The organism is Nocardia sp. NPDC059228, from assembly GCF_042754245.1.
GTDB lineage: Bacteria > Actinomycetota > Actinomycetes > Mycobacteriales > Mycobacteriaceae > Nocardia.
The window spans coordinates 36,948-60,219 of the sequence record NZ_JBHZAL010000011.1 but is presented as its reverse complement, the minus strand read 5'-3'; the positions used below and the strand labels follow the sequence as shown (position 1 = coordinate 60,219).

Here is a 23,272-nt window from a genome sequence, read left to right as displayed (position 1 = left end):
TTCAGGATGCTACTGTACCGTCTGGACGGTTCACTACCGAGAGAGAAAGCTCATGAGCACCCACGCGACCGCACGCTCCGGAACACCCGTGACCATCGACCGGCAGCCCGCCGCCGTGCCGCCGAAGGCCCGGCCCAGGGATTGGGCCGGGCTCGGCGTTCTCGCGCTCGCGCTGCTGCTGATCTCCGTCGACGCCACCGTGCTCGACCTGGCGGTCCCGGCCATCAGCGCGCACCTCGCGCCCACCACGCCGCAGCTGCTGTGGATCATCGACGTCTACTCGTTCGTGCTCGCGGGCCTGCTGGTCACCATGGGCACCGTCGGCGACCGCATCGGCCGTCGCCGCCTGCTGCTCATCGGCGCGGCCGGCTTCGCCCTGGCCTCGGCTGTCGCGGCCTGGGCGGTCAGCCCCGAGATGCTCATTGCCGCACGCGTTCTGCAGGGTGTCGCCGGTGCGACCCTGATGCCCGCCACGCTGGGCCTGATCCGGTCCATGTTCGCCGACGCCCGGCAGCGCACCCTCGCCATCTCGGTCTGGGGCGCCATGGCCGCCTCCGGCGCGGCCTTCGGCCCGCTGCTGGGTGGCTGGATGCTCGAGCACTTCTGGTGGGGCTCGGTCTTCCTGGTGAACCTGCCGGTCATGGCGCTGCTGCTGGTCCTGGCCCCGGTCCTGGTACCGGAGTCGCGCGACCCCGACCCCGGCCGCTTCGATCTGATCAGCGCCGGCCTGTCCATGCTGGCCCTGATTCCGATCGTGTACGCGGTCAAGGAGTTCGCGGCCCACGGCCCGAGCCTGAACCTGCTGATCAGCGCCGGCGTCGGCGTGGTCGCGGGTGTGGTGTTCGTGCGCCGGCAGCGCGGCCTGTCCGCCCCGCTCATCGACCTGGACCTGTTCCGGCTGCCGGCTTTCCGGGCCGCGGTGTTCACCAACCTGCTGTCGGTGTTCGCGCTGGCCGGCGTGCTGTTCTTCGGCTCGCAGTACCTGCAGCTGGTGCTCGGCAAGTCGCCGCTGGCGGCCGGTCTGCTGCTCATTCCGGGCACCATCGGGTCCATGCTGGGTGCGCTGGCCGCGGCCTGGCTGGTCCGCTACTGGCATGCGGCGACGGTGCTCGCGGGCTCGCTGGTGACCGTCGCGATCGGCGCGGGCCTCTACTGGCTGCTGCCCACCGATCCCTCGGGCTCGGTGACCCCGTTCATCGTCGGCTTCCTGCTGATCGGCCTGGGCGAGGGGGTGGCCCTGACGGTCTCGGCCGACATGATCGTCAGCACCGCGCCCGAGGCGCGCGCCGGTAATGCCGCCGCCATCTCGGAGACGGCCATGGAGATGGGTATCGCCCTCGGCGTCGCCGTGCTGGGCAGTGCCGTCATGGCAGCCTTCCGCCACGGTCTGGACCTGACGCACGTCCCGTCCGGCCAGGCGGACGCGGCCCGCGAGTCGCTGGGCGGCGCGATCGAAACCGCCCGCGCCCTACCACAACCCGCGGCCGGGGAACTGCTGAACTCGGCGCATTCCGCCTTCGTCAGCGGCATCCACCTGGCGGCCACCTCCACGGCGGCCATCCTGGTCCTGACCGCCGTCGTCGCCTACCGATCGGCGACGCGGAAGTCGCCGGCGGCGTGATCGAAAGGCTGTGGCATCGAAAAGGCTGTGGCCCGGATGTTTCCGTGTTCAACGTGAAACATTCCGGGCCACAGCAGGTTTGGAAGGCTACTCCCGGCCCCTGCCCGGCGGCAGTTCGCGCGGGCTGCGGTAGTCGAGTTCGGGGTTGCGGCGTGCCGCCAGCGCATCGTGCTGCGCACCCGAGGGCAGGGGATAACCGGGGTCCACCACCTGCCCCTGGGGGAGGGCCGAGTAGGACGGGTACTGGGCGTAGGGCTGATCCACCACGCTCGCGGCCACCCGCTGGGCATGCACCTGCTGCGGGGCGCCCTGCGGGAGGTAGCCGTACTGCGGCTGGGCGTAGGCCTGCTGGTGCTGCTGCTGCGCCGAATCCTGCGAATCCACCGTCACCTTGCGCGTGCGGCGCAGCGTGAAGGTGATCTCCTCCGCCTCCTCGAACGCCTGACGCACGGTGCGCAGCGGGTGGGTGGCGGTGTCGATGGCATTGGCCACGAAGGACGGCACCAGCGGACGGATCCAGCGGGCGGCGGTGTCGGTGAACGGCACCGTCCCGATGATCGGAAGTTCCAGCCCGCCGCCCTTGTTCGCGGGCTGCTCGACCGGCACGGCGGGGACGAGTGCCCCACCCTGCGGTGCTGGGGCCAGGGCCCCGGAGGTGAGCTGGGCGGGCAGGTTCGGCGACTGTGTCACGATCCCCTCCTGGGACACGGTGCTGTCCTTTCGATCCCCGGCCGGGCCGGCGGGGAGTTCATGTCTGGTGGCATTGTCGAATTCGGCGATCGCGCGCTGGGCGGGTTCGGTGATGCCGATCTCGAAATTGCCGATGGCGGCGATGATGCGGGTGCGCTGCCGTTCCCGGTCGATCGCGGTGTCGGCATGTGCGGCCAGCCGCGCGGCGGTGAGTTGTTGTTCGGCGCGCAGGCTCTCGGTCTCCACGCGCACCTCGGCCTGTTTGACGGCGATGGCGGTGGCGGCGACCTGGTCGATGCGGTCGGTGGCGGTACGGACCGCGACGGTGCGGTCGAACGCCGTCTCACCCCGCCACCACCTCAGCAGCAGCGGCAGCAGGGCCAGGACGATCATGAGCACGGACACGGCGAGCCGCAACACGAACGGCCCGAAATGTCCGGTGGTGTAGTCGTTCATGGCCACCCAGCGCGCCCCGAGCCCGCGGTCGCCGTCGGTGTAGGCGGCCTTGCGGGCCGTCGCGAGGGTCCTGTCCTTCTCGGCGACCTTGGCGTCGAGCCCGTCGACCTTGCCCTGCGCGGCGCTGAGCTGGTTGCGGGCGTCGTCGAGCATCTGGTTGGCGGTGCGCTCCTCGGGACCGCGCCCGGGCACGCGGGTGATCATGTTCTGCGGGCATTCCGCCCCCGGGTTGAATTCGCAGCGCGCGATGATCAGCGCATTGGTGACGTCGTTCTGCGCCTTGGTGATCTGCTGGTCCAGCGCGGTGCGATCGGTCCTGGCCTGCTCCAGCTCGGTGCGCGCGGTGACCACGGCGGGCGCGGATTCCACTGCGTGCTGGGCGGATTCGTCGAGCAGCCGGTTCACGGTGCCGGAGAACAGGATGGTGCAGGCCAATTCGGCGATCACCACCCCGGCGAGCACCGCCACCGCGATGCGGCCGCCGAATTCGGCTACCGCCCGGCGATTTTCCCGGCGATCGGGTGTGGCGGCGGTGGCCAGCGCCCGGGCGATGGCCCCTATCAGGACCGTCGCGATGAGCGCGACCGCCACGATGGCGATGACCGGCCAGCGCGCCGCTCCCGTCGCGGCGGCCGTGACGGCGCCCGCGGTGCCCGCGAACAGCGCCACCACGGCGCCGGTGACGGTGTAGCCGCCGCGCTCGGGCCCGTCGGTGAGCTGCGGTTGTGCGCCGCCCAGCCAGACCAGCAAGGCGCCGAGCCCGGCGGACCTGGGGACATGGTGAACGGTCATGGGAGTTCACATCCTCTGAGTCCCGGGTGATTCGGCTTCTCGAAACCGTCGCTGATTCGTTGTCTCAGCGTGACAGGCGTACACCTGTTCCATCGACCGCGGCGGCTGGGATGTGGTCAGGCTCACAATGCCACGTTTCGGGCGTGCGACGTGGTGTTGATCACTTGCGGACCGGCTCGGATGGCGCGGAAAACGCGGCCGGAAGGCGGATTTACGGTTTGCTGAATGTGTGCTGAATCCCACATTCAGGAAAAATTCCGTACGGTCCGCAGGTTACCTGCCCATGTCTCCCGGACGGCCGCCGCGGCGACGGAACTTGTCCGGAAAGTTAGCCCGCCAATGCCCGGTTTGCCGGATCCCATTGTGGGGAAATCTGATTCATTGCAGGTGAGAGGCAGTCTGGAGCTGCGCTGGACCGCCCGGCCGGAGTCCTCGCGTGCGTGCGATGCAGTGGTGAACTCAACTGAAACGCACGTGCACCCCTGCCTTACACTGGAGAACGCGCGTGTGTTGGAGGACCGATGAAGAAGCCCAGCTAGAACCCGGAATTAGTACAACCTAAGTTGGTTGGGCTCAAGTCCTGACTTATCGTTTGCTCTTACGCCGAACTACACAATTCGGCATATCTCCCCATACGGTCAGAGGCCCGATCGGTGCTCAGCCTAGCGGGCGAGACCTGCGCGGTGTGTAGCGAAGACGTAAGGGTTCCGTTACCACCGAGCACCCGACTAGGTAATCGAAGCGGGTGGACAACTGCAAAGTTGACTGCACGGAGTGACCATCAGCGCCGCTGGTCTCCGAACGTCCGGACGCAGTCCAGACCGGAGGCGTTCGACGAAGGCCGCATTCTTCGAAGGCCTGTTTTTTGTGAAGGCAGAGGCATGACGCAACTTCCTGGCCACAGGTCCCCTGGACCCATCGGGCTCTATGACCCGGCGAATGAACACGACGCGTGTGGTGTCGCATTCGTCGTCGACATGCACGGCCGCCGCAGCCGCGACATCGTCGACAAGGCTATTACGGCATTGCTGAACCTGGAGCACCGTGGTGCCGCCGGTGCCGAACCCAACTCGGGTGACGGCGCGGGCATCCTGATCCAGCTCCCGGACAAGTTCTTCCGTGCTGTCGTCGACTTCGAGCTCCCCGCCGAAGGTTCGTACGCCACCGGTATCGCTTTCCTGCCGCAGGCCCGCCGCGAGGCCGCCCGCGCCGGGTACGGCGTCGAGAAGATCGTGCGCGAGGAGGGCCTCGAGGTCCTCGGCTGGCGCGAGGTCCCGATCGACGGGTCGTCGCTGGGCGCGCTGTCGCGTGACGCCATGCCGACCTTCCGGCAGATCTTCATCGCCTCGCCCAAGGGTGGCGCCGAGCAGCTGTCCGGCATGGACCTGGAGCGTCGCGCCTACGTCATCCGCAAGCGCATCGAGCACGAGCTCGGCAAGTCGGGTGCCGGCGAGGGCGCGACCGGTAAGGAATCGGTCTACTTCCCGAGCCTGTCCGGCGAGACCTTCGTCTACAAGGGCATGTTCACCACCCCGCAGCTGCGGGCGTTCTACCTGGACCTGCAGGACGACCGGGTCGAGTCGGCGCTGGGCATCGTGCACTCGCGCTTCTCCACCAACACCTTCCCGTCGTGGCCGCTGGCGCACCCGTTCCGGCGCGTCGCCCACAACGGTGAGATCAATACCGTCTCCGGCAACGAGAACTGGATGCGGGCGCGTGAGGCGCTGCTGAACTCCAACGTGTTCGGCACCGACCACGCGGGCAACAACCGCCTGGAGAAGATCTTCCCGGTCTGTACCCCCGGCGCCTCGGACACCGCGCGCTTCGACGAGGTGCTCGAACTGCTGCACCTGGGCGGCCGCAGCCTGCCGCACGCCGTGCTCATGATGATTCCGGAGGCGTGGGAGCGCCACGAGTCCATGACCCCGGAGCAGCGCGCCTTCTACCGCTACCACTCCTTCCTCATGGAGCCCTGGGACGGTCCGGCCTCGGTGTGCTTCACCGACGGCACGGTCGTCGGCGCGGTGCTGGACCGCAACGGTCTGCGCCCCGGCCGCATCTGGGTCACCGAGGACGGCCTGGTCGTGTTGGCCTCCGAGGTCGGCGTGCTCGACATCGACCCGGCCAAGGTCGTCTACAAGAAGCGCCTGCAGCCCGGCCACATGTTCCTGGTCGACACCTCGCAGGGCCGCATCATCAGCGACGACGAGGTCAAGTCCTCGCTGGCCGCCGAGTTCCCGTACCAGCAGTGGCTGGACGAGGGCCCGACCAAGCTGAGCGACCTGCCCGACCGCCCGCACGTGCACATGTCGCACGACCGCGTGCTGATCCGTCAGCAGATCTTCGGCTACACCACCGAGGAGCTGAACCTGCTGGTCTCGCCGATGGCGCAGACCGGTGGCGAGGCGCTCGGCTCGATGGGCACCGACACCCCGATCGCGGTGCTGTCGGCGCGGCCGCGCCTGCTGTTCGACTACTTCTCGCAGCTGTTCGCGCAGGTCACCAACCCGCCGCTGGACGCCATCCGCGAAGAGGTCGTCACCTCGCTGCGCAGCATGATCGGCCCGGAGGCCGACCTGCTGAACCCGGGACCGGAGTCCTGCGGCCAGATCACCCTGACCCAGCCGATCTTGGACAACGACGAGCTGTCCAAGCTGGTCCACATCAACGACGACGGTTCGCGCCCGCACCTGCGGTCCGTGGTGGTCCACGGCCTGTACCCGGTCAAGAAGGGCGGCAAGGGGCTGCGCAAGGCTCTCGAGGCCGTGCAGCGTCAGGTTTCTGCGGCCATCGACGGCGGCGCGCGCATCATCGTGCTGTCCGACCGCGAGTCCAACGAGAAGCTGGCCCCGATCCCGTCGCTGCTGCTGACCGCCGCGGTGCATCACCACCTGGTCCGGGAACGCACCCGCACCAAGGTCGGCCTGGTCATCGAGGCCGGTGACGCCCGCGAGGTGCACCACATGGCCATGCTGGTCGGTTTCGGCGCGGCGGCCATCAACCCGTACATGGCCTTCGAGTCCATCGAGGACATGCTCGAGCGCGGCGCGCTGCGGATGCCGGGCAGCACCGGCGATCTCGCGGCCGACTACAAGAAGGCCGTCTACAACTACAACAAGGCGGCCGGCAAGGGCGTGCTGAAGGTGATGTCCAAGATGGGCATCTCCACCATCGCCTCCTACCGTGGCGCGCAGTTGTTCCAGGTCGTCGGCCTGGCACAGGAGCTGGTGAACGAGTACTTCACCGGTCTGAAGTCGCCGCTGGACGGCATCGGCCTGGACGACATCGCGGACGAGGTCGCGCAGCGGCACCGGGTCGCGTTCCTGGAGAACCGCAACGAGCGCGCGCACCGCGAGCTCGAGGTCGGCGGCGAGTACCAGTGGCGTCGGGAGGGCGAGTACCACCTGTTCAACCCGGACACGGTGTTCAAGCTGCAGCACGCCACCCGCTCGGGCCAGTACAAGGTCTTCAAGGAGTACACGAAGCTGGTCGACGACCAGTCGGAGCGTCTCGCCTCGCTGCGTGGTCTGTTCAAGTTCAAGTCCGGGCACCGGCACCCGATCTCGATCGACGAGGTCGAGCCGGCGTCGGAGATCGTGAAGCGTTTCTCGACCGGTGCGATGAGCTACGGCTCGATCTCGGCCGAGGCCCACGAGACCCTGGCCATCGCCATGAACCGTCTCGGCGGCCGCTCCAACTCCGGTGAGGGCGGCGAGCACCCGGCGCGCTTCGAGCCGGAGGAGGGCGGCGACTGGCGCCGGTCCGCGATCAAGCAGGTGGCCTCGGGTCGCTTCGGTGTGACCGCGCACTACCTGACCAACTGCACCGACATCCAGATCAAGATGGCGCAGGGCGCGAAGCCCGGTGAGGGCGGCCAGCTGCCGGCCCACAAGGTGTACCCGTGGGTCGCCGAGGTCCGGCACTCGACGCCGGGTGTCGGCCTGATCTCGCCGCCCCCGCACCACGACATCTACTCGATCGAGGATCTGGCGCAGCTGATCCACGACCTGAAGAACGCGAACCCGCAGGCGCGGATTCACGTGAAGCTGGTCGCGGAGCCGGGCGTCGGCACCGTCGCCGCGGGTGTCTCCAAGGCGCACGCCGACGTGGTGCTCATCTCCGGCCACGACGGTGGCACCGGTGCCTCGCCGCTGACCTCGCTGAAGCACGCGGGTGGCCCCTGGGAGCTCGGCCTGGCCGAGACCCAGCAGACCCTGCTGCTCAACGGTCTGCGCGACCGCATCGTGGTGCAGGTGGACGGTCAGATGAAGACCGGCCGCGACGTCATGATCGCCGCGCTGCTGGGCGCCGAGGAGTACGGTTTCGCGACCGCTCCGCTGGTGGTCTCGGGCTGCATCATGATGCGCGTCTGCCACCTCGACACCTGCCCGGTCGGCGTAGCCACCCAGAACCCGGTTCTCCGTGAGCGTTTCACCGGCAAGCCGGAGTTCGTCGAGAACTTCATGCTCTACATCGCCGAAGAGGTGCGGGAGCTGCTGGCGTCGCTGGGTCTGCGGACCCTGGACGAGGCCATCGGCCGGGTCGACCTGCTCGACACCACCGCCGCCAAGGCGCACTGGAAGGCCGCCAAGCTGGACCTGTCGCCGATCCTGGACGACGTCGAGACGGCGTTCATGTTCCAGGACCGCCGCCGCACCAAGGACCAGGACCACGGTCTGGACAAGGCGCTGGACAACGAGCTCATCGCGCAGTCCGCGGACGCGCTGGAGCGCGGCAAGCCGGTCAAGTTCGAATCCAAGATCACGAACGTGAACCGGACCGTCGGCACCATGCTCGGCCACGAGGTCACCAAGCTCTACGGCGGAGTCGGCCTGCCGGACAACACCATCGACATCACGTTCACCGGTTCCGCCGGTAACTCGTTCGGTGCGTTCGTCCCGGCCGGTATCACCCTGCGGGTGATCGGCGACGCCAACGACTATGTCGGCAAGGGTCTTTCGGGTGGCCGCATCACGGTGCGCCCGTCCGATGACGCGCCGGAGGCGTTCGTCGCGGAGCAGAACATCATCGCGGGCAACGTGATCCTGTTCGGCGCCACCAGCGGCCAGGCCTTCCTGCGCGGTGTGGCCGGCGAGCGCTTCGCCGTCCGCAACTCGGGCGCCACCGCGGTCGTCGAGGGTGTGGGCGACCACGCCTGCGAGTACATGACCGGTGGCCGCGTGGTCATCCTCGGCGAGACCGGCCGCAACTTCGGCGCCGGCATGTCGGGCGGTATCGCCTACGTCTACAACCCGAACGGCACCTTCGAGGCCAACCTCAACACCGAGCTGGTCGACCTCGAGCAGCTGTCGGCCGAGGACGCGCAGATGCTGCACGACATCGTGGTCCAGCATCGCGACGAGACCGGATCCGCTGTCGCCGACAAGATCCTGGGCGACTGGTCGCAGCAGGTGACGAAGTTCGCGAAGGTCATGCCGCGCGACTACAAGAAGGTCCTGCTCGCCATCTCCGAGGCCGAGAAGGCCGGCCGGAATGTCGACGAGGCGATCATGGAGGCGGCGCGTGGGTAACTTCGCACTCATGTCGACGAGGCGCTGTAACCATTCAAGGCGGCACGTGGCTGACCTCACTCTGGCGGTGCAACGCAGCACCACTGTCGTTGTTCCGTGCGCGCTGCGCATTAGTCAGGAGTTCGTAAATGGGTGACGCACAAGGCTTCCTGAAGCACACTTCCCGGGAACTGCCCAAGCGCCGTCCGGTTCCGCTGCGACTGCTGGACTGGAAAGAGGTCTACGAGGAGAAGTTCTCCCACGAGACCCTGCAAAAGCAGGCCAGCCGCTGCATGGACTGCGGTATCCCGTTCTGCCACAACGGCTGTCCGCTCGGGAACCTGATTCCCGAGTGGAACGACCTGGTGTACAAGGGCGCGTGGAAGGAGTCGTTCGATCGGCTGCACGCGACCAACAACTTCCCGGAGTTCACCGGCCGCCTGTGCCCGGCTCCGTGCGAGGCGTCCTGCGTCCTGGGCATCAACCAGGATCCGGTGACCATCAAGCAGGTCGAGGTCGAGATCATCGAGAACGGTTTCGACGAGGGCTGGGTGACCCCGGTCTACCCGACCCGCCTGACCGGCAAGCGCATCGCGGTCGTCGGCTCCGGCCCCGCGGGCCTGGCCGCCGCCCAGCAGCTGACCCGGGCCGGCCACACCGTGACCGTGTTCGAGCGCGACGACCGCATCGGCGGCCTGCTGCGCTACGGCATCCCGGAATTCAAGATGGAGAAGCGCTTCATCGACCGCCGCATCGCGCAGATGGAGGCCGAGGGCACCATCTTCAAGACCGGCGTGAACGTGGGCGTGGACATCACGGCCCAGCAGCTGCGTGAGCAGTTCGACGCGGTCGTGCTCGCCGGTGGCGCCACCATCGCGCGTGACCTGCCGATCCCGGGCCGCGACCTGGACGGCATCCACCAGGCCATGGAGTTCCTGCCGCTGGCCAATCGGGTGCAGCTGGGCGACCCGATCACCGACGAGGACGGCCTGCCGCGCATCAACGCGCGCGGCAAGAAGGTCGTCATCATCGGTGGCGGTGACACCGGCGCGGACTGCCTGGGTACCTCGCACCGGCAGGGTGCGGAGACGATCCACCAGTTCGAGATCATGCCGCGTCCGCCGGAGCAGCGGGCCGACTCGACCCCGTGGCCGACCTACCCGCTGATGTACCGCGTCTCCTCGGCGCACGAGGAGGGCGGCGAGCGCGTGTTCTCCGTCAACACCGAGCGTTTCATCGGCGCCGACGGCAAGGTCACCGGGCTGCAGGCGCACGAGGTGTCGATGGTCAACGGCCGCTTCGAGAAGGTCGAGGGCACCGACTTCACCCTCGAGGCCGACCTGGTGCTGCTTGCCATGGGCTTCGTCGGACCGCAGAAGAACGGTCTGCTCGAGGGCCTGGGCGTGGGCTACGACCAGCGCGGAAATGTCATGCGCGACAAGGATTGGGCCACCACCGTGCCCGGCGTCTTCGTCGCCGGTGACATGGGCCGCGGTCAGTCGCTGATCGTGTGGGCCATCGCCGAGGGCCGCGCGTGCGCGTCCGCGGTGGACAAGTACCTGGAGGGTGAGACGGCGCTGCCGTCCCCGATCACCCCGACCATGGTCGCCCAGCGGTGATCCAGCGCTGAGCTGAAACCCTGCGGAGCGCTCCCGGACTTCGGTCCGGGAGCGCTTTTTGTTATGCAGGGAAACGATCTGAAATGTGTACTAGTCAGTAACTGGGAGCAGTTTTGTCAAACCCTGGACAGGGGACCAGTTACACCTGTTTACTTACTCCCCGTGTGGAGTCCACCCTCCGAGTCGTCCGCAGCGCTCGGTAAGTATGGATCGGTCCCGGAGGATCTCGGGACACTTGGAGGAAAATATGTTCCGTAATCGCCGTGCGGCCGCGATCGCGACCTCTGCCGCAATGGTTTTCGCGGGCCTGAGCATGACCACGCTGGAGACGGGCGCCGCGTCAGCGGATACGACCTGTGCCCTGAGCTCGCATGCCACCAAGAATGACATCAGCACGCTCGGCATCACCATGACGTACGACAAGAGCGCCAACCTCGACTCCATCGGCGTCGGCACCACGGTGACCTACAAGGTCGTCGTCGGCACCACCGGTATCGGTAACCCGTACGTCAACACCATCACCGACTTCCCGCCGTCGGGCTTCGGCGCGCCGGTCAAGGCCAGCATCACCGCCTACCACCTGGCGGGCGGTCAGCGCACCGAGGACGTCACCCCGGAGCCGAACGCCGGCGGCTGGAAGGTGACCAGCACGGGCTGGTTCGTGAACTCCGGTAACCCGGTGACCCTCGACATCACCTACCCGGTTCCGACCAACCTCTCGACCGGTCAGCAGGTCACCAGCGGTGGCATCGGCGTCGCCGGCACCGTCGGTGTCAGCAACGAGCTCCCCAACCTGACCGCGTGCTTCACCGCCCGGGCCAACACCGTCGGCGAGAGCGCGCTGGGCAGCCTCAACAACAACGGCCTCGGCTCGGCCGACGGCCAGCTCAGCTCGACCGGTTCGCTCAGCACCATCCTGTCGGACGCGATCCGCAAGTACATCGGCAGCTGATTCCCGTTCCGGGCCGATTCGATCGATAGGAAAACCGTACCGATGCTCACCGGTAAGCTCTCGGCGCTCGCCGCGGTCTCGGCAATTGCACTCTCCCTGGCATTGTCGTCCGCGCCCGGGACCATTGGTACGGCCACGGCGGATGATTCCACCGGATCCCATCTGGTTTCGATCGATCGGCCCGGCCAGCGGCAAGAGGAGATCTCGGTCTATTCGGCCGCGATGGACCGGGTGATCACGCTCCAGGTGATTACCCCGTTCGACAACAGTGTGCCGCGGCCCACGCTGTATCTGCTGAATGGTGCGGGCGGTGGTGAGGATGCCGCGACCTGGTATCGCCAAACCGATGTCGTGCAATTCTTCGCGGACAAGAACGTGAATGTTGTTTCCCCGATCGGTGGCAAATTCTCCTATTACACCGACTGGCAGAAAGACGACCCGAGTCTGGGCCGCCAGAAATGGGAGACCTTTCTGACCGCGGAACTGCCGCCGATCCTGGATTCGGCGCTGCACGCCTCCGGCGCGAACGCGGTGGCGGGCGTGTCGATGTCGGCGACCTCCGCGTTGAATCTGGCCATCGCGGCCCCCGATAGGTACCGGGCGGTCGCCTCCTACAGTGGCTGCGCCTCCACCGCCGACGAGAACAGCCGCCGGTACATCCAGCTGGTCCTCGACCGCGGTGACGCCGATTCTCGCAATATGTGGGGCGAGCCCGGCGATCCGGACTGGCAGCAGCACGACGCCGTGCTCAATGCCGCCGCCCTGCGTGGGAAGGCGCTGTTCATCTCGAGTTCGACCGGTCTGCCCGGGCCCATGGACACCCTCGATTCACCCTCGATCGGCGGGCGTCCGGCGACGCTGGCCAACCAGATCATCCTGGGTGGCGTGATCGAGGCCGCGACCAACGGGTGCACGCACCAGCTCGCAGATCGCCTCGGCCAGTTGGGGATCCCCGCGCAGGTCGAATTCAGCCCTGCCGGAACGCATTCCTGGCGCTATTGGCAGGACGCGCTGCACCGGTCGTGGCCGATGCTCGAGGCGGCATTACAGGGCTGAGGCCCGAAATGTGGCTTCCGGCACAACTTTCGGCCGGAAATCGGACGTCTTCGGCGTCTCGCCTGGCATGGTCGAATAGGCCCCTTTATGCTTGTCGGCGGTGTGTCGCCGATCTCGTCATTCGGTCTGTTCCAGTCACTCATACGGGGCGGTTACTTGGGTTAACCCTCAGTGCACCGGACTGTCATCCGGCGACCGCACCATGATCCGGAATCGGGACGCGCAACCTGTCCCGGCACAAGCGGGAACTGGAGCAGTATGCGGTTGAAGAATGTTGTCGCGGCTGCGGGGGCAGCGGCGAGCGTGCTCATGTCGGGAATCGTCCTGGGCAGCGGTCCCGCTACGGCCGCCCCCGGCGCGGGCTGCCCGAGTCTCTACACGGTCGCCGTGCCCGGCACCTGGGAGACCGGCCACGACAAGGACCCCAAGCCCGGCATGCTGGCCGGGGTGACCAACGGATTGCCCGGTGAGGTCGACTACGTGACCTACGCGGCCACCGCCTTCCCCTGGGAGGGCGACGTCTACGCCGCCTCCAAGAAGGAAGCCGTCGACAATGCCCGCGGCCTGGTGCAGGACATGGGCGCGCGCTGCCCGGGCACCAGGATCGCCATCACCGGCTACAGCCAGGGCGCCGACGCGGCCGGCGATCTCGCCGCCGAGATCGGCAGCGGCCACGGCGTGGTGCCGCCGGATCGCATCGCGGCGGTCGCGCTGATCTCCGATCCGCGCCGCTCGCCCACCGACGCCCAGATCGGCCCGATCGCCCCCGGTTCGGGTGCGGGCGGGCCGCGGGTCGGCGGCTTCGGCTGGATCAGCGACAAGGTGCGCACCGTGTGCGCCATCGGCGACCTGTACTGCTCCACCGAGGAGACCGACTTCCTCACCCGCTTCGCGGGTTTCCTGGCGCAGTCGTCCAACCCGAACAACTTCAACCTGTGGCAGACCCAGCTCGAACTCGGGTCCATCCTCAACGACCTGATGGCGCAGGGCGGTCTGCCGACGCTGCAGGCCCAGCTGGCCGACGGTCCGGACAGCGAGTACGCCCACCAGCTCGAGCAGTTCTACCGCAGCGGCAAGCACACCAGCTACGGCAGCTACGGCGTCGGCGGCGGCCAGACCGCGCTGACCTGGATGCACAACTGGATCGCGACCAACGCGTAGCGGACGTCCCGGCGGGGCGCCGGGCCCGCGAAACCTGAAAAGGCCGCTCCCACACTGGGAGCGGCCTTTTCGGTGTCCGAGCCGATGAGGTCGTCGCCGGCCGGGTTACATGCCGAAGGAGCCGGTGGGCGGCAGCCAGGCGGGGGCCGGGTTGTTGTTCCAGCCGTTGTCGCCGTTGTTGTTCCAGCCGCCGTTGTTCCAGCCGTTGTCGCCGTTGTTCCAGCCGCCGTCGTTGTCGTGGTCGTGGCGGTGGTGGTCACGGTCGTGATCCCAGGGGCCGTGGTCGTCGATCTGCTGGGCGACGACCGGGGTGGCGGCGTCGTCGGGGGTCGCGGCATTCGCGGGGAGGGCGACGACGGCGAGCGGGATGGCGGCCAGTGCACCGGCCGCGGCGAGGCGCAGGGCGAGACGGCGGCGGGGCTTGATGGTGGACATCGTGGTGCCTTTCTGTCGGGATCGTGGGCCGCGGAGGGAGCGGCTCTCGAATTCCCATCGAAGGCGCCGGCCCTTGGAAGGGTGTGGGACCGGGCTGGGAGTCCGCTGAGCGTCTAGGGGCGCGGACGCTGCATGCGCGGCAACAGGTCCCAGACGTGGCCGTTCTCGTTGACGGTGGCCGCGGTGCGGGCGCCGGTGCGCGAGTACAGGATCCGGGTGATCGAGCAGTAGTCGATGGGGAAGGTGAGCGGGCGGGCCAGGCCCAGCACCTCCTGCAGCAGTACGTTGATCACGCCGCCGTGCGCGAAGACGACCACGGTGTCGGTGTGCTCGGCGGCCGCCACGATGCTCGCGATGCTCTCGCGCACGCGGCCGATGAAGGCCTCGCCGTCGATCTGCTCGGGCAGGTGCCCGGCCTTGATGCGCGCGTAGGTTTCCCGGAATTCCTGCTGGGCGTCCTCGATCGGGACGTATATCGGCAGGTCGCGGTCGTACTCGGCGAGCCCGTCGAGGACGTCGATGTCGAGTCCGAGCTTCTCCGCGGTGGGCCGGGCGGTTTCGCGGGCCCGCAGTTGCGGGCTGCTGACCACGCGGGCGATGCGGTGGTGGGCGAGTGCGGCCGGGACCCGGCCCGCCTGTTCGAGGCCGATCGCGGTGAGATCCGGGTCGGCGTGGCCGGATTCGGCCAGGACTCGTTGCGGCTGGGCGTGGCGGACGAGGATCAACTGCACGCCCACCACTCTGCCGCACCCCGCCCGCGACGCGCCGCGGGGGCTAGCGATTCTTGCGGCGGCTCATCAGGTAGACGATGCCCAGCACCAGCACCACGATGCCGATGCAGCAGACCGCGAGGAAGCCCCAGAAGCTGGTGCCGCGCCGGCTGCTGGTGCGGCGGGCGGCGGTGTTCTCGAGGGCGGCGTTCCAGGTGTCCGGGTGGGTCCACACGTGGTGGTCCAGCAGGGTCGTCTGGGTCATGAGATCTAGGTAGTGCATGGGTACCCCAATCCGTGTGGCCGGTGGGCCCGCCCCGGGCCGAATCCCAGATTAACCGGGGATCCGGCCCGGGGAATCAGGGTTTTCCCTGGTCCCAATGGGCGCTGTCGGCGTAGCCGTCCTCAGCCTCGCGCATGGCCGGAGCGAATGCGGAGGTACGCCTATCGGGATTCGGCCTGTGCGGTGCGGGGTTTCACGAGCGGGAACGGCAGTGTTTCGCGGATGCTGCGGCCGATCAGCAGCATGACCACCCGGTCCACGCCGACGCCGAGACCGCCGGTGGGCGGCATGGCGTGTTCGAGGGCCTGCAGGAAGTCCTCGTCGAGCTCCATGGCCTCCGGGTCGCCGCCGGCGGCCAACATGGACTGTTCGGTGAGGCGGCGGCGCTGTTCCACCGGATCGGTCAATTCGCTGTAGGCGGTGGCCAATTCGACGCCCCAGGCCACCAGGTCCCAGCGCTCGGTGACGCCCGGAATGTGCCGGTGCGCCCGGGTGAGCGGGGAGACGGAGGTGGGGAAGTCGATGTAGAAGGTGGGTTCCCCGGTGGCCGATTCCACCAGGTGCTCGTACATCTCGAGCACGAGTTGCCCGGCGTCCCAGCCCAATTGGAAGGGCACGCCCGCCTTTTCGCAGAGCAGCCGCAGCCGCTCCTCGTCGGTGTCGGGGGTGATGGTCTCGCCGATCGCCTCGGAGACGGCCCCGTGCACGGTCTTGACCGGCCAGTCGCCGGAGATGTCCACCTCGGTGACCGCGCCGTCGGGTCCGGGGCGCAGCGCCACCATCTTGCCGTTGGCGGCCACCGCGGCCTCCTGGATGAGCTGGCGGCAGGCGTGCATCATGCGTTCGTAATCGCTGTGCGCCTCATAGGCTTCCAGGATGGTGAACTCGGGGTTGTGGCTGTAGTCCACGCCCTCGTTGCGGAAGACGCGGCCGAGTTCGAACACCTTCTCCATGCCGCCCACGCACAGTCGCTTGAGGTACAGCTCGGGGGCGATGCGCAGGTACAGACCGAGGTCGTAGGCGTTGATGTGGGTGGTGAACGGGGTGGCGTTGGCGCCGCCGTGCACCTGCTGCAGGACGGGGGTCTCGACTTCGAGGAATCCCCAGCCGTGCAGGGTGTCTCGCAGCGACCGCACCACCGCGCTGCGCTTGGCCAGCACCTCGCGGATATCGGTGTTGATGGCCATGTCGACATAGCGTTGCCGCACGCGGGCTTCCGGGTCGGACAGACCCTTCCACTTGTCCGGCAGCGGGTGCAGGCATTTGCCGATCATCCGCCAGTCCTGGGCGAGCAGCGAGAGTTCGCCGCGGCGGCTGCGGCCGATCTGCCCGCTCACCTCGACCAGGTCGCCCAGGTCGAAGAATTCGGTGAACGACTCGCTGCGGTCGGCGCCCACCCGGGCGCGGTCGATGAGCAGCTGGATGTCGCCGGACCAGTCGCGCAGCACGGCGAAGATGACGCCGCCGTAGTCGCGAATCCGCAACAGCCGCCCACAGACTCGCACCGTGGTGCCCTGCGGGCAGCCGCGGGCGGCGGACACGGTGTGGGTGGGCGGGTAGGCGACCGGGTAGGCCTCGACGCCGGATTTCTGGAGCTTCTCCAGCTTGTCCATGCGCACCCGCACCTGTTCGGGGCGGCGCGGGCCGTGCTCCTCGAGCTCCTCCGGCGGCAGGTCGGGCGGGCTGCCGTCGGCGTGCAGCCCGGTGATGGCGGGCGGCACCGAGGGCCGCAGACCGGTGTGCGCGGAGGCGTCGTGTTCGCGGCCGATGCGGGGCAGGAAGCCTTCGGCGAGCGCGCTGGCCGTGGCGACGCGCACCAGGTGCCGGCGTTCCTCGAACAGCGAGAACCGCGGCACCCATTCCGGCTGGTACTTCACATTGGAGCGGTAGAGCGCCTCCAGCTGGTACCAGCGGGAGAAGAACATGAGCACGGCGCGCCACAGACGCAGCACCGGGCCGGCGCCGATGCGGCCGCCCTCCTCGAAGACCGCGCGGAAGACCGCGAAGTTCAACGAGATTCGGGTGATGCCGTACTGCTCGGAGGTGAGGGCGAGCCGCGAGATCATGAGTTCCATCAGCCCGTTGGGCCCGGTGCGGTCGCGGCGCATGAGATCGAGGGAGACGCCGGTGCGGCCCCACGGCACGAACGACAGCATGCCGAGCACCTGGCCGTTGGGGGCGACGGACTCGACCAGCAGGCAGTCGCCGTCCAGCGGATCCCCGAGCCGGTCGAGGGCCATGGAGAAGCCGCGTTCGGTCTCGGTGTCGCGCCAGGCGTTGGCGCGCCGCATGACGTCGGCCATCTCCTCGGGCGGGACCTCCCGGTGCCGCCGCACCCGGACCGTGATGCCCTGCTTGGCAAGACGATTGGCGGCCTGGCGGACGGGCTTCATCTCGGGTCCGGCGAGGGAGAAGTTGCGGGTCTCGAGGATGGCCTCGTCGCCCAGCCGCAGCGCGGACAGGCCGGCCCGCCGATAGGCGGTCGCGCCGATCTCGCTGGCGCCCATCACCGCCGGGGCCCACCCGTACTGGTCGGCCAGTCGCAGCCAGGCGTCGATGGCGTGGCCCCAGGACTCCTTCTGCCCGATGGGGTCGCCCGAGGCCAGGCACACGCCGAGTTCGACGCGGTAGGTGACGGCGGCCTTGCCGCTGGGCGCGAAGACGACGGCCTTGTCGCGGCGGGTGGCGAAGTAGCCGAGCGAGTCCTCGACATCGGAGCGCTCGATGAGCCCGCGAATCGCGGATTCGTCCAGCCCGGTCAGCGCGTTGGAGGAGCGCTGCGATCGGAACAGGGTGATGACGGCGGCCAGCAGCGCGATGGCGCCGAACAGGCCGAGCAGCAGGTTGACCAGGTGCGGCGGGTGCCCGTCGAAGTCCTCGTTGGAGACCAGGATCGCGCCGGTGACCCGGGACACCGCCCACAGGGCGCGTTCGGTGTGGTCGGGCAGGCTGCCGGGGAACAGTTCGACCAGTCCCCAGCCGACCAGGCAGCCCAGCGCGAGCCCGCCGGCCAGCACACCGAGCGCGCGCCAGACCGCGCCGCGCTGCACGTGCGTGTAGAACTCGGACCACGCGGCGATGAGCACGCCGATGACCACGACGTGAACGATCAACGCCACCAGGGCATTGATGTCGCCCTCGGCGGCGAAGTCGAGGGCGTTGGCGAGCGCGAAGGCCGCCATGTACCCGACCAGCAGCCACCAGGCGATCCGTTTCCGGCTGGCGGTGGCGCCCGCCAGCAGCCCCACCACCAGTGCCCACACCAGTGAGGTGTCGGGGGCGTCGAAGTAGTAGGTGTCGACGAAGTGGCGTAGGTGCGAGGTCAGGAACCGCAGCCCGGGCGAGATGCTCCAGGCGAAGCAGAGGACCGAGAAGACGCCGAGCGTGGTGCCCGCGATATGCGGCACCTCGCGCAGCCGGCCGTGCCCGCGGTGTGGCACCTCGGGCGATCGCGGCTCCGGTCTCTGGTCGGAGTCGTGGGGCAGCCGGTCCTGCGTCGAAGTCACTGCACCAGTGTGAATGTTGCCGATGCCCATATGCACTCAGAACCTGGTTCGTGTCTCGTGGCCGCCGCGTGGCGGCTGGTGGTGGGGGCGGCGTTTGGTGTGGAGACGGCCGCGGGTGAGGATGTACCCCATGTCGGATCCAGTCGATGTCCCCATCGAAGACGATGTCATTCGACTCGGCCAGTTCCTGAAGCTGGCGAACCTCATCGATTCCGGTTCGGAAGCCAAGATGGTTATCGCCCAGGGCCTGGTTCGTGTCAACGACGAGGTGGAGCTGCGACGGGGTCGCCAGCTACATGCGGGCGATGTGGTGGCACTGGCCGGGCACAAGGCCCGGGTCACCAGCGGCTGAGCGCGCTTCGCGGGCAAGGTACTCCCGGATCCGTAGGGGTTCGGTCTGCGCCCCGCGCGGCCGGGCTCACCGCGTTCCCTGCGGGTTGCCGGCGGCGTGACTCCCGCGGGGGCTCGGGGGCTGGGCCCCCGGCTCCCCATTCTCGGGGGTACGGCGGCCGTTACCCCTGAGAGCTTCCCGAGAGTTGGGTCAATCCTCGCTGCGAACGACAATGCCGTCATGGTCGCTGTAGAGCATGTCGCCGGGAACGAAGGTGACGCCGCCGAATTCGACGGTGACATCCTTCTCCGCATTCGCGCCGGTCTGGGTACTCTTGCGCGGGTTGGTGCCCAGCGCCTTGATGCCGATGGGCAGGGTGCGCAGGATGGCCGAGTCCCGGACCGCGCCGTTGACGACGACCCCGGCCCAGCCGTTGTCGACGCCGCGGCCCGCGATGATGTCGCCGACCAGCGCGGTGTGCACGCTCGCGCCGCCGTCCACGACGAGCACGCGGCCCTCGCCGGGTTCGCCGAGGGTCTGCTTGACGAGCAGGTTGTCCTGGAAGGTCCGGATGGTCACGATGCGGCCGGCGAAGACTTCGTGGCCGCCGAACTGGATGAACTGGGTGTCGCAGCTGCGGATCTCGGGGCCGATCTCGTCGGCGAGGTCGGCGGTGGCAATGGCGTTCGCTGATTCGGTCACGGGAACTATCTTGTCAGGGCGAATATGCGCAAGTCACGAGCGGTGCGATTGCGGTAGGCGGTGTACGCCTGGGTGGTCTCCTCGAAGCGTTCGAAGATCGCCTGCAGGCGGTCCTCGTCGGTGACCAGGGCGGCGGTGACCGGAATGTGCTGCCCGGCGATCGCGACCTCGGCGGCCGGACTGGCGAGCAGGTTGGCGGTCCACGCCGGGTGGTGGGACTGGCCGAAGTTGGACCCGATCACGTAGAGCGTGTCGCCCTCGTGCACGTAGAGCAGGGGAGTGGTGCGCGGCTGCCCGGATTTGCGGCCGACGGTGGTGAGCAGGATGACGGGCGCGCCGATCGGGCCGAGCACGGTGTACTTGCCGCCGGTGCGTTCGAGCAGCTTGCGATCCAGCGGCGTCAGTTTGCGGATGACCAGCGAGCCGACCTTGGTGGCGGCGAACGGACTGGCCAGGCGGGACAGCAGATTGGTGCGGGAACCCCAGATCCGCTCGGGAAACTGCTCACTCATACCGCGACTCTAGTGGCCCGTGACCGGCGATGTTGTGCCGTCGCGATGCGCTCTGCGGCTGCCGAACGATCTATCCACAAGAGTTAATCAACCGTGCAGTCGGATTCTCGGGCGCATACTGGCGGCACCCGATGAGTCCAGGTCGGGAGAGGCATGAACGTAGAACAGGCGATCGACTCGGGTGCTGTCGACGAGACCCGCTCCCTGCTGGCGTCCGTGCTCGCCGGATTCCAGGCCGCCTGGGAGGCGGCCGCGGCGCCGCCCCGCCTGGCCGAATTCCTGCCACGCACACCGCACCTGCGCCGCCTGGTGCTGATCGAACTGATCAAGGTCGACCTGGAATACCGCTGGATCCGCTACGACTTCCCCAAGCGCCTGGCCGACTACCGGGCCGAGTTCCACGAATTGCGTTCCGGTCCACTGCCGCCCGATCTGGCCTACGAGGAGTTCCATGCGCTGCGGCGCTCCGGGCTGCACGGGAATGGTCGCTCCGGGCCGCACGGGAATGGGCACGCTGCTGCGGTGGATGGCGGCTGCCATCCGACCGAGGTCGCCGCCACCGAATGGGCCGAGCACGACTACCGCAGCACCCTCATCGCCCGGCCGCAGGCGCAGCACGCCCTGGAGGGCATCGAGGTCGGCGATCGGCTGGACGATTTCGATCTGCTGGTGGAACTGGGCAGCGGCGCCTTCGCCCGGGTCTTCCTGGCCCGGCAGCGGTCCATGCAGCGACTGGTGGCGGTGAAGGTCTCGCAGAACCACGGCACCGAATCCGAGACCCTGGCGCGGCTGGATCACGAGCACATCGTGCGCGTCTTCGACCAGCGGTTGCTCGGCGACCGGGAGCTGAAACTGCTGTACATGCAATATCTTCCGGGCGGCACGCTGTCGAAGGTGCTGGCACTGGTGCGTTCTCGCGAGCCGGCGGATCGGGACGGCGGGCTGCTGCTGGAGGCGGTGGACGCGGCCATGCGGGACCGGGGCGGCCTGGTGCCCGGCGAATCACCCACGCGCGCAGCGATGCCGGAGCGCAGCTGGCCGGAAACCGTTGCGTGGCTGGGCAGCCGGTTGGCGCGCGCACTCGACCACGCGGCCCGGAACGGGGTGCTGCACCGCGATATCAAGCCCGCCAATGTGCTGCTCACCGCCGATGGCAGCCCGAAACTGGCGGATTTCAATATCAGTTTCAGCGCGCATATAGCGGGGACCAGCCCGCTGGCCTACTTCGGCGGCTCGCTGGCGTACATGTCGCCCGAGCAGCTGGCGGCCTGTCACCCGCAGCTGCCCGAGACCGCCGCGGAGCTGGACGGTCGCAGCGACATCTACGCACTGGGGGTGGTGCTGTGGGAGCTGCTCACCGGCCGCCGCCCCTTCGACGACGAAACCCGCGCGGGCGATTCGGAATCCTCGCTCGAACGCATGCTCCGGCTGCGCCGCCGCGAGATCGAGCCCGCCCGCCTCGGCGACCTGCCGCCGGACTGCCCGGCCACGCTGCGGCGGGTGCTGCTGAAGTGCCTGGCCCCCGATCGCGAGGACCGCTGGGCCACGGGTGCGGCGCTGGCCCAGCAGCTGGACCTGTGCCTGGATCAGCGGGCCCGGGATCTGGTGGATCCGCCGGCGAGCAGCTGGCGGTCCCGGGTCGGCCCGTGGTCGCTGGTCGCGCTCATCACGGCGGCGAGCATGTTCGGTGACGGGCTCGGCATCGCCTACGCCAACCTGCACAATCATCCGCTGTTCGCGCTCTGGTTCTCGGCGGGGGAGCAGACGCGGCTGCGGTTGGTGGGCAATGTGCTGTTCCTGGTCACCACGCCGGCAGCCATCGCGCTCACCAATTACCTGTGCCGCCGGGCGTTCATCGTGTGGCGCGGACTGCGGCGGGGCCGGACCTACGATCCGGAGACTCTGGCCCGGGCGCGGCGCGACACCCTGATCGACGGCGACCGGGTGGCGCTGCTGGCCTTCGGCTGGTGGGTGGTGTCGGCCGCGATAACCGCCATCGCGCTGGTCGTGTACACCGGTCTGCCGCCGGGGCGCATTGTGAATCTGGTTGCGACGATGCTGGTTTCGGGTGCGATCGCGGTCGCGTACCCGTTCTTCGTGGTGACGTTCTTCGTGGTGCGCTGCTTCTATCCGCGGTTGCTCACCCACGGTGAGACGGCGCGCGATCACGATGCCCTGCGCGCCCTGAGCCGTCGCTGCACCCGGTATCTCGCGGTGGCGGTGGCGATTCCGTTGATCGGAGTGATCGCGAGTCTGACGTTCCTGACCGCCGAAGAGGTTTCGCTGGAGCTGATCTCCATCTACGCGCTGTGCGCGGTGGGTGTGCTCGGGTTCCTCGGCGACTATTGGCTGTTCCGCCGGACCGAGGCCGATCTGCGGGCCTTCGCGGGGGTCGGCGGCTCTGGCGACCCCGGGTGACTAGGCGGACGTGCGGGTGGTGTGGAACGCGGCGACCTGGGTGACCAGATTGTGGGTGGAGCCCTTCACCGCGAGCTTCACGAACGGCTCGATGGTCTTGCCGAGGATCTTGCCCGCGATGCCGCCGGGGACCCGGTAGTCGACGATGGCGTCGATGGTGCAGGATTCCTCGCCCTTGTCGTGGAAGAGGAAGGTGGATTCGATCTCGAAGCCCTTGATGGACTTCACCGCGATGGCGGAGCCGGGTTCGTGCCGGACGATCTTGATGGTGGAGTGCAGGGTGATCGGGCCCAGCTGAATGGTGCCGTCGAAGGTGGCGTCCACGCCTTCGACCTGGTCGGTCAGCGGGGTGAAGGCACTGATCTCATTGATGAATTTCGGCAGGTGCCGGTAATCGTTGACGTAGGCGAAGGCCGATTCGGCCGAGGCGGCGCAGTCCGCGACGATCTTGACTTCGGTCATGGGCGCAACTGTAACGTGTTCTAGTTTTCCCCGCAGGTCTTGTGATGCATGCCATC

The 23,272-nt window shown here is 68.3% G+C and carries 16 protein-coding genes; 8 read left to right on the top strand and 8 right to left on the bottom strand.

All coding sequences use genetic code 11. The features are described 5' to 3' along the window. Positions 1–52 precede the first annotated feature (52 nt). Complete coding sequence (locus ACFXKA_RS18700; protein ID WP_379428193.1) at positions 53–1,621, top strand: MFS transporter; 1,569 nt, start codon at positions 53–55, stop codon at positions 1,619–1,621. An 87-nt stretch (positions 1,622–1,708) separates the two neighbouring features. Here ACFXKA_RS18700 and ACFXKA_RS18695 read toward each other — a convergent pair whose 3' ends face one another. Next, positions 1,709–3,559, bottom strand: a complete 1,851-nt coding sequence (locus ACFXKA_RS18695; protein ID WP_379428192.1) for a DUF4407 domain-containing protein — start codon at positions 3,557–3,559, stop codon at positions 1,709–1,711. 881 nt (positions 3,560–4,440) lie between these two features. On the opposite strand from ACFXKA_RS18695, the gene gltB reads away from it, so the two are divergent. From gltB to ACFXKA_RS18670, 5 genes are all read left to right on the top strand, one after another. Next, positions 4,441–9,090: a glutamate synthase large subunit gene (gene gltB / locus ACFXKA_RS18690; protein ID WP_379428191.1), complete on the top strand. Its 4,650-nt coding sequence runs from the start codon at positions 4,441–4,443 to the stop codon at positions 9,088–9,090. Between the two features lie 128 nt (positions 9,091–9,218). Then, a complete protein-coding gene (locus ACFXKA_RS18685; protein ID WP_364608912.1) occupies positions 9,219–10,688 on the top strand; it encodes a glutamate synthase subunit beta in 1,470 nt (489 codons plus the stop codon). Between the two features lie 247 nt (positions 10,689–10,935). Further along, the gene (locus tag ACFXKA_RS18680; RefSeq protein WP_379428190.1) at positions 10,936–11,640 is read left to right on the top strand and encodes a hypothetical protein; all 705 of its coding nucleotides are present in this window, start codon (positions 10,936–10,938) and stop codon (positions 11,638–11,640) included. Between the two features lie 42 nt (positions 11,641–11,682). Continuing rightward, the gene (locus tag ACFXKA_RS18675; protein WP_354847459.1) at positions 11,683–12,696 is read left to right on the top strand and encodes an alpha/beta hydrolase family protein; all 1,014 of its coding nucleotides are present in this window, start codon (positions 11,683–11,685) and stop codon (positions 12,694–12,696) included. A 258-nt stretch (positions 12,697–12,954) separates the two neighbouring features. Beyond that, positions 12,955–13,857: a cutinase family protein gene (locus ACFXKA_RS18670; RefSeq protein WP_354847462.1), complete on the top strand. Its 903-nt coding sequence runs from the start codon at positions 12,955–12,957 to the stop codon at positions 13,855–13,857. 105 nt (positions 13,858–13,962) lie between these two features. Here ACFXKA_RS18670 and ACFXKA_RS18665 read toward each other — a convergent pair whose 3' ends face one another. The 4 genes from ACFXKA_RS18665 to lysX all read right to left on the bottom strand — a co-directional run bounded on the left by ACFXKA_RS18665 (position 13,963) and on the right by lysX (position 18,821). Next, a complete protein-coding gene (locus tag ACFXKA_RS18665; RefSeq protein WP_379428189.1) occupies positions 13,963–14,292 on the bottom strand; it encodes a hypothetical protein in 330 nt (109 codons plus the stop codon). A gap of 113 nt (positions 14,293–14,405) precedes the next feature. Then, entirely contained in the window at positions 14,406–15,023 is a 618-nt protein-coding gene (locus tag ACFXKA_RS18660; RefSeq protein WP_379428188.1) for a histidine phosphatase family protein, read from the bottom strand. Positions 15,024–15,066: 43 nt separating this feature from the next. Continuing rightward, positions 15,067–15,267 (bottom strand): hypothetical protein, encoded by a 201-nt coding sequence (locus tag ACFXKA_RS18655; protein ID WP_354847471.1) that lies wholly within the window; start codon positions 15,265–15,267, stop codon positions 15,067–15,069. A 179-nt stretch (positions 15,268–15,446) separates the two neighbouring features. After that, on the bottom strand, positions 15,447–18,821 hold the full coding sequence (gene lysX, locus ACFXKA_RS18650) for a bifunctional lysylphosphatidylglycerol synthetase/lysine--tRNA ligase LysX (protein WP_379428187.1): 3,375 nt from the start codon (positions 18,819–18,821) through the stop codon (positions 15,447–15,449). Positions 18,822–18,921: 100 nt separating this feature from the next. Between lysX and ACFXKA_RS18645 the strand changes: the two genes are divergently transcribed. Beyond that, positions 18,922–19,143 (top strand): RNA-binding S4 domain-containing protein, encoded by a 222-nt coding sequence (locus ACFXKA_RS18645; RefSeq protein WP_364608891.1) that lies wholly within the window; start codon positions 18,922–18,924, stop codon positions 19,141–19,143. 189 nt (positions 19,144–19,332) lie between these two features. Here the strand turns inward: ACFXKA_RS18645 and rraA are convergent, their stop codons facing one another. Together rraA and ACFXKA_RS18635 are read right to left on the bottom strand one after the other, a co-directional pair. Further along, on the bottom strand, positions 19,333–19,824 hold the full coding sequence (rraA, locus tag ACFXKA_RS18640; RefSeq protein ID WP_379428186.1) for a ribonuclease E activity regulator RraA: 492 nt from the start codon (positions 19,822–19,824) through the stop codon (positions 19,333–19,335). A 5-nt stretch (positions 19,825–19,829) separates the two neighbouring features. Further along, complete coding sequence (locus tag ACFXKA_RS18635; protein WP_354847480.1) at positions 19,830–20,336, bottom strand: nitroreductase/quinone reductase family protein; 507 nt, start codon at positions 20,334–20,336, stop codon at positions 19,830–19,832. Between the two features lie 153 nt (positions 20,337–20,489). Between ACFXKA_RS18635 and ACFXKA_RS18630 the strand changes: the two genes are divergently transcribed. Continuing rightward, positions 20,490–22,754 carry a serine/threonine-protein kinase gene (locus ACFXKA_RS18630; RefSeq protein ID WP_379428185.1) on the top strand — a complete coding sequence of 755 codons (2,265 nt, stop codon included), beginning with the start codon at positions 20,490–20,492 and terminating at the stop codon, positions 22,752–22,754. On the opposite strand, the gene ACFXKA_RS18625 is transcribed toward ACFXKA_RS18630, so the two are convergent. Beyond that, a complete protein-coding gene (locus ACFXKA_RS18625) occupies positions 22,755–23,216 on the bottom strand; it encodes an SRPBCC family protein (RefSeq protein ID WP_354847486.1) in 462 nt (153 codons plus the stop codon). Positions 23,217–23,272: the final 56 nt, after the last annotated feature.

What these genes read in the sequence shown, in the direction of transcription:
- ACFXKA_RS18700 (WP_379428193.1), top strand. Translation starts at nt 53, where the DNA reads ATGAGCACCCACGCGACCGCACGCTCCGGAACACCCGTGACCATCGAC.
- ACFXKA_RS18695 (WP_379428192.1), bottom strand. Translation starts at nt 3,559, where the DNA reads ATGACCGTTCACCATGTCCCCAGGTCCGCCGGGCTCGGCGCCTTGCTG.
- gltB (WP_379428191.1), top strand. Translation starts at nt 4,441, where the DNA reads ATGACGCAACTTCCTGGCCACAGGTCCCCTGGACCCATCGGGCTCTAT.
- ACFXKA_RS18685 (WP_364608912.1), top strand. Translation starts at nt 9,219, where the DNA reads ATGGGTGACGCACAAGGCTTCCTGAAGCACACTTCCCGGGAACTGCCC.
- ACFXKA_RS18680 (WP_379428190.1), top strand. Translation starts at nt 10,936, where the DNA reads ATGTTCCGTAATCGCCGTGCGGCCGCGATCGCGACCTCTGCCGCAATG.
- ACFXKA_RS18675 (WP_354847459.1), top strand. Translation starts at nt 11,683, where the DNA reads ATGCTCACCGGTAAGCTCTCGGCGCTCGCCGCGGTCTCGGCAATTGCA.
- ACFXKA_RS18670 (WP_354847462.1), top strand. Translation starts at nt 12,955, where the DNA reads ATGCGGTTGAAGAATGTTGTCGCGGCTGCGGGGGCAGCGGCGAGCGTG.
- ACFXKA_RS18665 (WP_379428189.1), bottom strand. Translation starts at nt 14,292, where the DNA reads ATGTCCACCATCAAGCCCCGCCGCCGTCTCGCCCTGCGCCTCGCCGCG.
- ACFXKA_RS18655 (WP_354847471.1), bottom strand. Translation starts at nt 15,267, where the DNA reads ATGACCCAGACGACCCTGCTGGACCACCACGTGTGGACCCACCCGGAC.
- lysX (WP_379428187.1), bottom strand. Translation starts at nt 18,821, where the DNA reads ATGGGCATCGGCAACATTCACACTGGTGCAGTGACTTCGACGCAGGAC.
- ACFXKA_RS18645 (WP_364608891.1), top strand. Translation starts at nt 18,922, where the DNA reads ATGTCGGATCCAGTCGATGTCCCCATCGAAGACGATGTCATTCGACTC.
- ACFXKA_RS18635 (WP_354847480.1), bottom strand. Translation starts at nt 20,336, where the DNA reads ATGAGTGAGCAGTTTCCCGAGCGGATCTGGGGTTCCCGCACCAATCTG.
- ACFXKA_RS18630 (WP_379428185.1), top strand. Translation starts at nt 20,490, where the DNA reads ATGAACGTAGAACAGGCGATCGACTCGGGTGCTGTCGACGAGACCCGC.
- ACFXKA_RS18625 (WP_354847486.1), bottom strand. Translation starts at nt 23,216, where the DNA reads ATGACCGAAGTCAAGATCGTCGCGGACTGCGCCGCCTCGGCCGAATCG.